We start from the raw sequence: 13730 nt of genomic DNA, 5'->3' as shown, positions 1-13730 counted from the left end.
GGACCTCGCAATGCGTGCAGCCAGCACCCTCATCCCGACCGGAACCACCGTCGCCGAATGGCGCGCCATCGAACAGGCCGCCACCCGGGAACTGCAACGCCGCACCGAGGGGGCGCATACCGCGGTGATCGCGCTGCTGCAGGCACACGCCGCCGTGTTCAGCGCGAAACAACGCGCCCAGATCCTGCGGCGGTTGGGGCGGGGCGGCTGAGCCACGGCCGCATTCGTCCGGAGCCACGCGTTCGGCCCCGACGGTGTGGCGGATTGCCACACAAGCTCGGCTATCATCGCCGCGACGCTGAAATGAGTACGGATATGGAATTGCGACTCACGCGCGAGCAGGTCCTCGCGCTTGCGCCCGATGCGGCATCGGCCAAGGCGGCCGCGGGCCTGGCCACGGACGCGAAATGGGGCCTGCTCGGGGCCGATGCCGAGGTGCTGTGGGGAGAATGCCAGGGCAGTGGCGCCAAGCCCTACCAGACCCAGGTGGACCTGGCGGCGATGGTCAGCCGTTGCTCGTGTCCCAGCCGCAAGTTCCCGTGCAAGCATGGCCTGGCCATGCTGTTGCTGTATGCCGCCGGCAGTCCGCGCTGCGTGCCGGGCACCCGCCCGGCCTGGGTCGACGAATGGATGCAGGGACGCCGCGAGCGCGCGGCGCGCAAGGAGGTCGCCGCCAGCACGCCGCCACCCGATCCGCAGGCCCAGGCCGCGGCGGCGGCCAAACGCGAACAGGCGCGCTGGGCGCGCATCCAGGCCGGCGCGATGGAACTGCAACGCTGGATCGCCGACCAGTTCCGCCAGGGCCTGGCCAACCTGGGCGCGGAGTTCGCCCACGACGCGCGGCGCATGATGGCGCGCATGGTGGATGCACAGGCACCGGGGCTGGCCGCGCAGTTGGAGCGCGCCGTGGGCGAGGGCGGTCGCGATCTCGCGCAACTGGCCGATCTCGGCGAGCGCCTCGGCCTGCTGCAGCTGTTGGCCCAGGCGGTGCTGCGGGCGGAGGATTTCAGCGCCACGCGCCAGGCCGATCTGCGCGCGGCGCTGGGCTGGCCGCTGGAGCGCGAGATGGTGCTGCGCGACGGCGAGGCGGTGCACGATCGCTGGCACGTCCAGGGCCAGCTCCTGATCGAGCAGCCGGGCAATCTGCTGGAGCGCCGCGTGTGGCTGCACGGCATGGATAGCGGTCGCACGGCGTTGCTGCAGGACTACAGCCACGGTGGGCGCGGCTGGGAGCAGCACTGGCGCAATGGCGACGTGCATGTCGGCCGCCTGCACTTCCATCCGGGTACGGTGCCGTTGCGGGCCGTCCCGGGCGAGGTGGATGCCGGAGTGCAGGCAGGCGCCGCGCCGCCATGCACCGACACCCTCGACGACGCCGCCCGCGCGCATGCGCTCAATCCCTGGCTGCCGCAGGTACCCATGTATCTGCAGGACTTACACATCGCGCACGATGGCCGCAGCGCCTGGGCGCAGCACGCCGACGGCAGCCTGCCCCTGCAGGTGTCCGCGTTGCAGGGCTGGGCGCTGCTCGCGTTCGCGGGTGGCCATCCGTTGTGTCTGATGGGCGAGTGGGATGGCGATACGCTGTTGCCGCTCAGCGCCTGGAATGCGCAAGGCGAGCGTTGGGAAAGGAGCGCGGCATGAACGAGGCCTGGTTGAAGCCGGCCCTGTTGGGCATCGATCGCCCGCAACGGATCCCGGTCGACGGCGCGCTCGGCGAGGTGCTCGCTGCCATCGCCACGCAGGAGGACGCCGCACTGGGCTACAGCCTGCAGGTGGGCGCGTTGGCGGCCTGCCGGCGTGCGGCGCTGCGTCTGGGCGCACCAATGCCACTGGTGCCGCCTGCACCGCCGGATCCGCAGGTGCTGCCCGCCGATCATCCCTGGTTGCCGGTGTTGCGAGGGCTGTTCGCCGGCCAGCAGCCGCCCGCGTGGCTGAAGCGCCTGCGCCACGAGGCCTGCCTGCAGTTGGCCGCTCGCGGCCAGCATCTGCCGGTCGCGGTACTGCCGCAGGCACTGGATGCAGGCGCACGCCTGAGCGCGCTGCGGTCCGCATTGCGCCCGGTACTCGGTGCGCGTGGGCGATGGCTGGCGGCGCGCAGTGCGGAGTGGGCCTACGCCGCCGATGCGGTTGAGGCGGCGCAGACGCCTGCAGACCTGGAGCGTATGTGGAACGACGGCGCGTTCGACACCCGGTTGCTGGCCTTGCGGCAGTTGCGCACGCAGGACGCCTCTGGCGCACGCTCGCGCCTGGAAGCCGCACTCAAGGATCTGTCTGCGCGCGAACGCGCGGCCTGCGTCGAGGCCTTGCAGGCGCACCTGAGCGATGCCGACGCGCCCTTGCTGCAGCAGCTGTTGAAGGATCGCAGCCGCGAAGTGCGGCTGCTCGCCGGGCCGATGCTGGCGCGACTTTCGACAAGCGCGCATGCGCAGTACCTGCGCACGCAGATGCTCGGCATCCTGCGGCAACAACGCAGCGGCTTGCTGCGCCGGGTGAGCTGGATGCTAGATGCGCCGTCCGCCGCCGATCCTGGTTGGACCGACGCCGCCATGGACGGCAAGCGGCCGGATCACGACGCCCTTGGCGAACGCGCCTGGTGGCTCTACCAACTGGCGCGACAGCTGCCGCTTGCCTGGTGGTGCGACACCCTGGAGAAGACCCCGGAAGAGGTGTTGGCCTGGGCGCGCGACACCGAGTGGTACGACGCCTTGCTGCGTTCCTGGCTGGAACGCGTGGATGCCAGCGAACCGGCCTGGGTGGAAGCGCTGATCGGCGTGGAGCAGCGGTTGCTGGGCCTGGGCGACCTGCTCGCGCTGTTGCCGCCGGCGCAGCGCGAGCGGCACTGGCCGGCCAGTGCCGCCGACCTGCAGCAACAACGCCTGCTCGGCGACGTGCTGGCCAGCACCGCGCTCGGCCAGACCCTGAGCGTGGCGTATTCGCAGCGGTTGGCGGCAGGGCTGGGGGCCCTGTTCGGCGAGGCCACGCTGCGCCACGACTACACCCTGCGCGATGCGCTGCTGGAACTGCTCGCCGTCCTGCATCCGTCCGCATTGCTGCAGGTAAAGGTGGCCGATCCGCCGGCAGATGCCACCGCCGCCATGCTCGATTGCGTGCAGCAGGCCCGCCAGCTCCTGGCCCTGCGCCAGACCCTGCACGCCGCATCCTGATCCTCACGCCTTTCATTGGAGACCTCATGAGCACTGCCGTCCTGCGCCAGCACGCCGAACACCAATACGCCGAGGAACTGGAGGAACTGCGCCGCCAGGACAGCCGCCAACGGCCCGCCAACTGGCTGCTCTCGCCCTGGGCCGTGGTCACCTATCTGATTGGCGGCACGCTGGAGAACGGCTTCGTGGTCAGCCCCAAGTACATCGGCGACCGCCGCCTGATGGAAGTGGCCGTGGCCACCATCGCCACCGATCGCGCCCTGCTGCTGTTCGGCGTGCCGGGCACCGCCAAGTCGTGGGTCTCCGAGCACATGACCGCGGCGATCAGCGGCGATTCCACGCTGCTGGTGCAGGGCACCGCCGGTACCAGCGAAGAGCAGATCCGCTACGGCTGGAACTACGCGCAGCTGCTGGCCAACGGCCCCAGCGAGAAGGCGCTGGTGCCGAGCCCGCTGATGCAGGCCATGCGCCTGGGCAAGATCGCCCGCATCGAGGAACTCACCCGCATTCCGGCCGACGTGCAGGACGCGCTGATCACCGTGTTGTCGGAAAAGACCCTGCCGATTCCGGAACTGGGCAGCGAAGTGCAGGCGGTGCGCGGCTTCAGCGTGATCGCTACCGCGAACAACCGCGACAAGGGCGTCAACGAACTGTCCAGCGCACTGAAGCGACGCTTCAACACCGTGATCCTGCCGGTGCCGTCCAGCGAGGAGGACGAAGTGGCGATCGTGCGCAAGCGCGTGGCCGAAATGGGGGCGGCGCTGGACCTGCCGGCCGAACCGCCGGCGCTGCAGGAAGTGGCGCGCGTGGTGCGCATCTTCCGCGAGCTGCGCAATGGCGTCACCGAAGACGGCAAGGCCAAGCTGAAGAGCCCGACCGCCACGCTGTCCACGGCCGAGGCCATTTCGGTGATCAACAACGGCATGGCCCTGGCCGGCCATTTCGGCGACGGCGTGCTGCGCCCGGGCGACATGGCGGCCGGCATGATCGGCGCGATCGTCAAGGATCCGGTGCAGGATGCGCTGGTGTGGAAGGAATACCTGGAAACCGTCGTGAAGGAGCGCGAGGACTGGAAGGACCTGTACCGCGCCTTCCGCGAGCAGGCCTGAGCGGGCCGGCACCGATGAGCGACGCGATCTCCCTGTTCGGCATTCGCCACCACGGCCCCGGCTGCGCGCGCAGCCTGGTCGCCGCATTGACGGCGCTGCAGCCGGACTGCGTGCTGATCGAAGGGCCGGCCGGCACCGAGGCGTTGCTGCCGCACGTGCTGGAGGAGGGCATGCAGCCGCCGGTGGCCCTGCTGTCCTACTGCGTCGACGACCCGCAACTGGCGGTGTTCCATCCCTATGCGGCGTACTCCCCGGAGTGGCAGGCCATGCACTGGGCGCTGCACAACGGCGTGCCGGTGCGCTTCATGGATGTGCCGCCCGCCTTGACCCTGGAATGGCAGGCGCAGGCACGTGCCGAGCGTGCGCCCGCGCAGATCCACGACATGCCGGAGCAGGCGGACACGCCGCTGCCGGCGCCGGACGCTGCCGACCCAGCCGGGGAGGGGAGCGCCGAGGTGCGTTCGTCCGATCCGCTGGACTGGCTGGCGCGCGCCGCCGGCCATGCCGACGGCGAGACCTGGTGGAACCACATGGTGGAAGAGCGCGGCGACGGGCAAGGCCTGTTCGATGCCATCGCCGAGGCCATGACCGCGGTGCGCGCACACACGCCGGATCACCCCGGCCTGCGCGGCGAACACGAGGCCGTACGCGAGGCCCATATGCGCAGCGCGCTGCGCAGTGCCGGCAAGGCCTTCGCGCGCGTCGCGGTTGTGTGCGGCGCCTGGCATGTGCCGGCACTACAGCCGGAGGCGTTGCGCGCCAACAGCGCCACCGCCGACAGCCGCCTGCTCAAGGCCATGCCCAAGCGCAAGACGCAGAGCACCTGGGTGCCGTGGACCTATCGTCACCTGAGCATGGACAGCGGCTACGGCGCCGGCGTTGAAGCGCCGGGCTGGTACGACCACCTGTGGCGCAGCAGCGGCGTCCACGACCAGCGCGCCGTCGGCTGGTATGCGCGGGTGGGGCGCCTGTTGCGCGAGAACGGACTCGATTGCTCGTCGGCGCACCTGATCGAGGCCACCCGCCTGGCCGACACCTTGGCTGCCTTGCGTGGTCATCCAGCCCCTGGCCTGGAGGACATCGCCGAAGCCAGCCGCGCGGTCATCTGCAACGGCGACGATGCGCCGATGCGGCTCATCCGTGAGCGCCTGATGATCGGCGATGCCCTGGGACAGGTGCCCGACAGCGTGCCGGCGGTGCCGCTGCAGCGCGACCTAGAGGCGCAGCAGAAGCGCCTGCGTCTGAAACCCGAAGCGTTGGAAAAGACCCTGGATCTGGATCTGCGCAAGGACACCGACCTGGCACGCAGCCATCTGTTGCATCGACTGCGCCTGATCGGCATCGAATGGGGCCGGCTGGCGCGCACCGGGCAGTCCGCACGCGGCACCTTCCACGAAATCTGGCAGCTGGCCTGGCAGCCGCACTTCCTGGTGGACCTGGTGCAAGCCAGCCGCCACGGGCAGACCCTGGCCGATGCCGCGTCCAGCATGGCCATCGCGCAGGCACGCAAGGCCGAGGCGTTGCCTGCGCTGTCCGCGCTGGTGGACCAGGTGCTGCTGGCCGACCTGCCGCAGGCGGTCAGCGCGATCGCGGCCGAACTCGAGGCCCGTGCCGCCACCGATGCCGACCCGCTGGCGCTGCTCGGCGCACTGCCGCCGCTGGCCAACGTGTACCGCTACGGCAATGTCCGCCAGACCGAGGGCCGCCAGGTCGCGCACCTGTTCGACAGCATGCTGGCGCGTGCGGTCGTCGGCCTGACTCTGGCGCTGTCCAGCCTCGACGAGGCCCGCGCCGAACAGGCACGCGGCATCGTCCTGGACGCCGACCGCGCCATCGGCCTGCGCGGCGATGCGGACGGCAGCGCCAGTTGGCAGCAGGCCTTGCGACGCGTCGCGCTGTCGCCGGCATGCAGCGCGCTGCTGCGCGGCGTGGCGCTGCGGCTCCTGTTCGACACGCAGGCGGTACAGGCCGACACCGTGCAGTTGCAGCTGCAGCAGCAGCTGTCGCCCGGTGCCGAACCGCTGCAGGCCGCGCAGTGGCTGGACGGTTTCCTCAACCGCAACGCCACCGTGCTGCTGCACGACGACGCCGTGTGGCAGATGATCGACGCCTGGGTCGTGGCGCTGGACGAAGCACAACTGGTGCGCGTGCTGCCGTTGGTGCGGCGCACCTTCGCCGCCTTCCCGCCGGCCGACCGCCGCGATCTGGGAACGCGCGTGCGCCAGGCGCCGGTGGAGGCCACCGTGGCGGCTGTCGCCCCGGACTGGAACCTGGCCCGCGCCGAGCGTGCCCTGCCGACGCTGCGCGAACTGCTGGGATTGCCCGCATGACCGACACGCCATCCACTCCCGACACGCCCACCTCGCGCGCGCAGCGCTGGCGCCTGATCCTGGGGCAGGAAGCCGAATCCAGTTGCGGCGCCTTGCCCAAGCCGCTGCAGGGCATCGACCAGGCGCTGGCCGCCCTGTACGAACCCGACGGCGCGGGCGGCCTGGGGCGCCGCGGCGGGCGAGGGGCCTCCTCGCCCAACGTGGCCCGCTGGCTGGGCGACATCCGCCGCTACTTTCCGTCGTCGGTGGTGCAGGTGATGCAACGCGACGCCCTGCAGCGCCTGGACCTCACCCAGATGCTGCTGGAAAAGGAAATGCTCGAGCAGGTGCAGCCCGACGTGCACCTGGTCGCCAACCTGATCGGCCTGAGCCGGGTGATCCCGGCGCAGACCAAGGACACCGCGCGCATGGTGGTGCGCCAAGTGGTGGAGCGCCTGCTGCGCCAGTTGGAGGAACCGATGCGCTCGGCGGTAACCGGTGCCCTGGATCGCGCGCGCCGCAACCGCCGCCCGCGCCTGGCCGAGATCGACTGGCACCGCACCATCCGCAGCAACCTGCGGCACTGGCAGCCGGACCTGCGCACCGTGGTGCCGCAGGACCTGGTCGGCTACGGCCGCAAGGCCAGGAAGCCGCAACGCGAAGTGCTGCTGTGCATCGACCAGAGCGGCTCCATGGCCGCCTCGGTGGTGTATTCCAGCATTTTCGGCGCGGTGATGGCCTCGCTGCCGGCGGTGTCCACGCGCCTGGTCGTGTTCGACACCGAAGTGGTCGACATGAGCGAGCAACTGGACGATCCGGTGGACCTGCTGTTCGGCGTGCAACTGGGCGGCGGCACCGACATCCACCGCGCGGTGAGCTACTGCCAGGGCATCATCCGCGAACCGCACAACGCCATCCTGGTGCTCATCTCGGATCTGTACGAAGGCGGCGTCGAGGAGCGGCTGCTGGCGCGCGCCCGCGAACTGATCGAATCCGGCGTGCAGTTCATCGTGCTGCTCGCCCTCAGCGACGAGGGCACGCCGTCCTACGACCGCGCCCTGGCGGCCAAGCTGGCGGCGCTGGGCGTGCCGTCGTTCGCCTGCACGCCGGATGCCTTTCCAGGCCTGATGGCCGCGGCGATCCGCCGGGACGACATCCAGCAGTGGGCGGGGGCGCAGGGGTTGGTGACGGTGCGGTGAGGTTGGTGGGTCTGATGGTGTCTTGCGTTGCGGGCCGCATCGGGCCTGCTTGATTTTACATAAGATACATTATGCGAAATTTCGTGCATGGCCACGCAGCGGCTGCGTTGGGTCTGGCTGTGTGTCAGTTTCTTTAGTTCGTGTCCTTTTCGCTTGGATCGTGCCCCTGCTTGATTTCAAAGGCTTTTTTCCCTCTCCAAGGACACGATCCAGAGTAACGCGTGGACGCTCTTCGTACCAGTGTCGCTATGCAGAGCAGTTTGATCGGTGTCAGGTTGCAGCCACTTTGCCGCGACTACGCCTAGAGCGTGCTGGTTTAGGAGGCTTGGGCTGACCGTGTCCAACACGTTGCCCGCTACTGGCATACCACCGCTGTCATCCGGATGAGTGCCTCGCTCGAGGTGAGTTACACCCCGGGCCGGTCGAACGAAATAGAAGAATCGAAGTTCTAGCGTGGTTCCGGTGCGGTAGCGCGCGTCAGCGGACGTGGACGGTCGTGTTCGTGCCAAGGCTGCCAGACACTCCCCCTCCCCACGGGGGGAGCACGAGCAAAGTCGCCACTGAGTCGGCGGCGAGGGAATCTTCGGGAATCTGGATGGTCTGGCCCAAATATCGATCAAACGGACCGACGCACCACTGCCGAGGGCCACGTGGTGTTGGCCTGTTATGCGTATGATTGGCTACGCCGGCATTGCCGGAATTGCCAACGTCAACTATCGGCTTTGGCAGAAGTTCTGGTCGAGTCGGAAGTGCCCTTCCCTGCCCCCGATAAATCTCCCTAATCCGTTGCTCCCTGTCGTGTTGGGACAGGGAACCGGCGCTTAAGTAGAATTCCTGGTGTGCGATACCTCCGATCGAGCCGATACGCTCCTTCAACACTCTGGCATTACACGTTCACTGTGCGGATCGAACAGAGCCAGCACCGCACTCAGGGCCGCCGCCGAAGCACAGAGTATCAGTGGCCATACAAACACGCCCCGGATGGTTGCCCGGCATGGTCTTTCGACTTGAGCGGACGCCCAACGGCTGCGGCCGCAGCCGTCCTGCCGAAGATGACGGATCTGGCTTTGCTTCTTGAAGCCGGAAGCACCCGTTATTGATCAAGGCCCGCTACCGCGTCAGGCGCACCGATGGCCGCACGTAATGCACCCAGCTGCATGTCGATCAAGAAGAAAAACACTGTGACGTCGGAGCCATGCCGCTTATAGGCACCCCGGAGGCAATACGGCCTGGCACCGTCAGCGGCTATATCCTCTAGACCGAGAAAGTCCACGCCATCCGGAGTTGACTTCGCCATTTCTCGAATTGAAGCGAACATCTCCGTGTCTTCGCGCGCTTTCCGCCCCTCCTTTCTGAATGAATAGGTGACATGGAAGAACAAGCTGGCATTCGAATAGGCAAGTAATTTCTGGAAGTGCTTAACTATTCGCTCATCCTTGGGGCGATCGGCCTTCAATGCTTCGAAAACGGCAATATCCACGCCATTCTTCTCGATGGAAAAATCGCGCCTCCCCGCATTTCCTGCAGCAGTGAATCCACCTGGTGACTGCTCACTCACCGCCCATCCGAACTTCGACTCAATCCGGCCACGCACCATATCGGCGAACAAGCCATTGAGGTCATCCTCGTCGAAATAATGATTGTCATGCAGCTTGAGATAGGAAGTCGCCGCTTCAAACGTCGCCGCTGAATCCCGGAATACCTCAGCCAGCACTTGCTCCAGCGGCAGCGAACCCTGCCGCATTACGGCTGCCTGTTCTTCTGGAGAAAGCCCCGCAAAAAGCAGCAATCCCGCACGTATCCTGGCGAGGCCTTGCTCATCCATCAGCACACGTGCACCAACAGCATAGGAACCCGCATCAGGCACGTGCGCTACATGATCCGCGGCTGCATTCAAAAGCGCATTGCTGGGACCGAACATTTCCCGCGCCACGCGAAGAAGCAGCTCAGCGCGCTGGCGGTCGCCAATCCGTGCATTCGCCACGGCCTCGAACGCCAGACTGTCCGCTGTGCGCAGGGTTGGGTCCAGCAAAGACAATCTGGCCAACGCTTCGCGTGGCCGCCCCATCGCAAGCAACAACTTCGCGCAATTGCTGTCGTGCACGGAACGCCCGCTCAGATCCAGCTGCTCACCATCTCCAATTTGGTTGTCCGCTTCCTGCAGCGCGTAGCTAGCCAAAGATGCCTGCTCACCCGACAATGTCTTGAATAAATTGCCTTCTAGCAGCTTGTCGATCCGGGAAGCCAGAAGATTGATCGCATATGTGGTACTGGGCCGCTCCCGGTATAGCCGCGAAAAAATGACGGCTGCTTTCCCTGGATCCTTCGGCGTCCGCGTCAGCCACATCAGGCCACGGAAAAATTCGATCGTCCGCCGGGCATCCTTTTCTCGTTCTCCCGCCAAGCCAGCGGGAATAACCGCATGTTCGATTTCGGGGAATTCACTGCGCAAGAAATGCAAATGCAATTTCGCACGCAACTGCGCAATCCCCCCATCTGGAGACTGCCGCCCCTCCAGCTGCCGGTTCCGATCCTCAAGGTACAACGCGGCCATCCCGTCCAACCCAGCGTCTAGTAGCGCATCGATCCGCCCATCCAACTGCGGAATCCAGCTTGCGGGGCTGACATCATCCGGCTTCAGCTGTTCAAGCCGATTTCGGATGGCATCGTGGTGCATCCATGGTAGGCGCTGAAGCAATGCGGCTAGCACCAGCGGCTCTTCGACCTTCAGCAATGCATCCACGAGTTTTTTTTGCTGTGCGGGGCTATCGAGCCTGCGAATGGCCTCGATCAGGTCGATCTCGACAGGGCGCTGGCGCGACTTTCGCCAAGGCTCGAAAGCAAATTCGAATGCATCGACTTGTTGGCGTTCCGCCCGACTGCACGCCCCAGAGTGGATCGCCTTGGCCAATGCATCCACCAGCGCCTCCGGCACCGCTCCTGGATAACTGGCTACTGCACGCGCCAGGATACGCATATGCGCGCACAATGCCGCTCCAATCCGCGAGAGATCCTCGGGCCGCGACTTGATGAGTGCCGCCACATCCAGTGGAGCCAGCACTTCAGTCCGTATGGCTCCAAAATGATTCATCCCGATCCCGGCAAGTGCTCCGGCTGCTGATTCGTCCAGCATGGCAACGTCCGGTTCGAACTTGAGAGCGCCGATCAACTCTTTGTACGCACGGGAAATGCGCGCGGCCTCGTCTTCTTTCAGATCGGTTCCAAGTACCGCTAATGCCTTGAGCAACACGGTGAAATCGGTGGCGCTGCCTCCTTCCAGTCCAAGAGCCAGCAAGCCGCCACGAATCGATTTCTGCACGGACGCAGGTAGTGACCGAAGATGCTCGATCACAATCGGAAGCCTATGCAGGCCCTCATGACGTTCCGCGTCCTGCGCCTGCAGTGCTGCGAGGAGGCGGCCGTACTCTTCCGGCGAGGCTCGCTCTTGGACAACGAAGTGCTTGAGCACTTCCAGGCAATCCATCAACAACGAGAGTTGAACCGTCTCGGCGGCGGCATCCCGCTGCTCCCATTGCCCGGGCGCAATACGATCCCAGGTCGCCACCAGGTAGCACACCAGTGATGTTGCATGCGGACAGAACACGAAATCGGCCAGCGCTTCCGGCTCCTGTTTCAAGTACGTGATCAAAGCGTCCAGCACGACAGGGGACATTAGCGCCAACTCAGCCAGCGTGCTGGCGGTCGCCGATGGAATAGGCCCCACAATATGCGGCAGCTCCTTGACGAGCGGACCGACCAGACTCGTCAACCGATATGACTCATAGACACGCTGACCATCTGTTGGCTCGGAGCACAAACGACGATAGAGCCCGAGCAAATGCTGGGGATACTCATCCAGCGACGATGCGCCCCGCTGGTCGCCGTTGAAGCGGAGGTTCCGGGTCACTTCACGTCCATCCTCTCCCCAGCGCGGCAGATTGCCTTCACGTAAGGCCGTCAACGCGGCATTGCGAAACACTTTTGCATGTTCGGAAGACCAAACAAGAACTGGTAGCAATGACGGCCGATCCAGAAGCTCCCACCAGTCCGCCCACGACCTGATATCGGGCGTCGGCACCGTGTCCCATAAGCGCGCCGCAATCCAATCGGCTGAAAGAACTAATGGGCGTTCTTCGCGCACTTCCCGATCGGCCAGGAGGTAGGCCCCGAATTCGTTTGCCGTGGCATGGTTCCCCGGGTGTGCCACCTGATATGAGTAGCCGTGCAGCCAGCGAATGTAGTTTTCCAAAGCCTCGGCAAAAAACGGCTCCTGTGTCCTCACATAGTCCCGCAATGGCCACGCGGAAATGAGTTCGTCGCCAATCTGTCGGAACCACCCCCTGTCCAATGCCTCCTGGTAGTCCGGGAGCCCGCTGGCCAGATCCGATTGAAGCCGCATATATTCCGCAGCGGCGACGGATGGTACGTTGTTCCGTATTAAGGTCGTGTCGCGCAACAGCGCCAAGACATCGACATCAACCAGGTATCTCTGCCCGCTCTCGCGGTGGATCCTTTCAGGCAAATTCTTTCTGGAGAAACGCCGGAATCGTTCGCGCAATACCTGACATGCATTGAAATACGAATAGCCCAACCCCGACACTCGCTCCATTCCCCGTCCATCCTGATGTCTTGATGCAGCCTCGATTCTAAGCCGCTCGACCTGGTTATTGCAGCCAGCCGTTTAGGGGCAGTGCGCCCGAGTGCTCGTTCCCTCCCCAACGACAATGCGAGGATTTCTTTACGCTTAGCACTCATCGGCCTTTCCAGAACCCTGCATCCTGGTTCTTCAACCTCTAACGGCGGCCCGACTACCTGTCTTTCTGCTTCCACCATCAACCGTTAGAGTGGACATGAACCTCAATGGATATGACTCATGACGCTCGAAAGTTTGCTTCTGGATCACAGTTCCTACGCCACAGCCGGCTTCGAGCAAGCACTCCGCATCTCGGTGCACGAAGCCCTCGTCAGGTCCAGGCCGAAGAAGCCGCAGGAACCGGATATCGTGGCCATGCTGGTGCAAGAGGGCACACCCTACATCGCTAACACATTGCGCGGCATCCTCAACCCGTACGGGCTCACATGCACGGTGACCTCGGTTTTCTGCCATCAACGCCCATTGGTTCGGACGGGGAAAGGCGTCAAGGGCTGCGAACTCGGCGACATCCTGCTGGTCCATCGGCACTACAACGCGGCTCAGCAGGCCGCGCGCAGCAATGCACTGCTGTTGCAGGCCAAGTGGTGCGGTGCAGCGGGACATGCCGTGGGTGCGAACGAGCAGGTACAACTGCAGTTGTATCAATCGTGGCCGCCATTCGAATACTTCCAGACAGGCGCCCCGCTCGACGGGCAGCAGCGCGACGTGACCCCGAAATTGGCTCACGTCGGTGCGCAGTACTTGCTACTCGATGATGGTACCGGCGGACTTTCGGCATCAGGGCTGCTGGGATGGCCCGGCACGTACTGCATGACCACGTGCCCTCCAAGCCAGCAGCTTTTCCCGTGCTTCCCATTCTCCACCGAACTGCTCCGCTTCGTCGTCGGCGTTAGCGGCCGCCCATTCGAGGACGATCTCGATCTTGATCCGAGCAACTGGAGCCAGGTCGTCTGGGACTTGCTGGCGCATGGACTGCGCAACGTTTTCAACCGGCGTCGGGTCGACCTGCAAGGTCCCTCACGTGCTGCGGGTGATCCCCTTATGTCCACCCTGAGTTTCATGACCAGTTGCCTGTCCGGCGATGGCATCCAGGTGGTACCGGGATCGGAGCGCAGCCAGATGCAATCGCTGCTGCTGCGAACCCTTGGCCAGGTACGCAACGGAGGCGACCGTGTGCCGCCCGGCGAGTTCGCGCCGGAGATCGGGCAGGATGAAGAAATCCCTGGAGTCTCGCTCGTGTTGATCGAAACCACAGAAAGAGGCTGATACGCGGGGTAAGCGCCGGTGGCTTG

Annotated in this window: 8 protein-coding genes; 7 read left to right on the top strand and 1 reads right to left on the bottom strand. The window is 65.4% G+C overall.

Annotated features, from left to right (window positions below; all coding sequences use genetic code 11):
• Nucleotides 1–10: 10 nt before the first annotated feature.
• From AC1PLR_RS10705 to AC1PLR_RS10680, 6 genes are all read left to right on the top strand, one after another.
• A complete protein-coding gene (locus AC1PLR_RS10705; RefSeq protein WP_481100970.1) occupies nucleotides 11–211 on the top strand; it encodes a hypothetical protein in 201 nt (66 codons plus the stop codon).
• A gap of 104 nt (nucleotides 212–315) precedes the next feature.
• The gene (locus AC1PLR_RS10700) at nucleotides 316–1644 is read left to right on the top strand and encodes an SWIM zinc finger family protein (protein WP_481100969.1); all 1329 of its coding nucleotides are present in this window, start codon (nucleotides 316–318) and stop codon (nucleotides 1642–1644) included.
• Entirely contained in the window at nucleotides 1641–3167 is a 1527-nt protein-coding gene (locus AC1PLR_RS10695; protein ID WP_481100968.1) for a DUF5691 domain-containing protein, read from the top strand. Before AC1PLR_RS10700 ends, AC1PLR_RS10695 begins: the two co-directional genes overlap by 4 nt.
• 26 nt (nucleotides 3168–3193) lie before the next feature.
• Nucleotides 3194–4276, top strand: a complete 1083-nt coding sequence (locus AC1PLR_RS10690; RefSeq protein ID WP_481100748.1) for an ATP-binding protein — start codon at nucleotides 3194–3196, stop codon at nucleotides 4274–4276.
• 14 nt (nucleotides 4277–4290) lie between these two features.
• A complete protein-coding gene (locus tag AC1PLR_RS10685; protein ID WP_481100967.1) occupies nucleotides 4291–6606 on the top strand; it encodes a DUF5682 family protein in 2316 nt (771 codons plus the stop codon).
• On the top strand, nucleotides 6603–7784 hold the full coding sequence (locus tag AC1PLR_RS10680; protein WP_481100966.1) for a VWA domain-containing protein: 1182 nt from the start codon (nucleotides 6603–6605) through the stop codon (nucleotides 7782–7784). Before AC1PLR_RS10685 ends, AC1PLR_RS10680 begins: the two co-directional genes overlap by 4 nt.
• 1093 nt (nucleotides 7785–8877) lie before the next feature.
• Here the strand turns inward: AC1PLR_RS10680 and AC1PLR_RS10675 are convergent.
• Nucleotides 8878–12393, bottom strand: coding sequence for a hypothetical protein (locus AC1PLR_RS10675; RefSeq protein ID WP_481100965.1), 3516 nt, complete (start codon nucleotides 12391–12393; stop codon nucleotides 8878–8880).
• 264 nt (nucleotides 12394–12657) lie between these two features.
• On the opposite strand from AC1PLR_RS10675, the gene AC1PLR_RS10670 reads away from it, so the two are divergent.
• Nucleotides 12658–13704 (top strand): hypothetical protein, encoded by a 1047-nt coding sequence (locus AC1PLR_RS10670; RefSeq protein ID WP_481100964.1) that lies wholly within the window; start codon nucleotides 12658–12660, stop codon nucleotides 13702–13704.
• The last annotated feature ends 26 nt before the right edge of the window (nucleotides 13705–13730 follow it).

This window comes from Xanthomonas sp. NCPPB 3570 (assembly GCF_056725115.1).
Note: the sequence above shows the minus strand (reverse complement) of the source record. Positions and strands in the feature narration are given on the sequence as shown.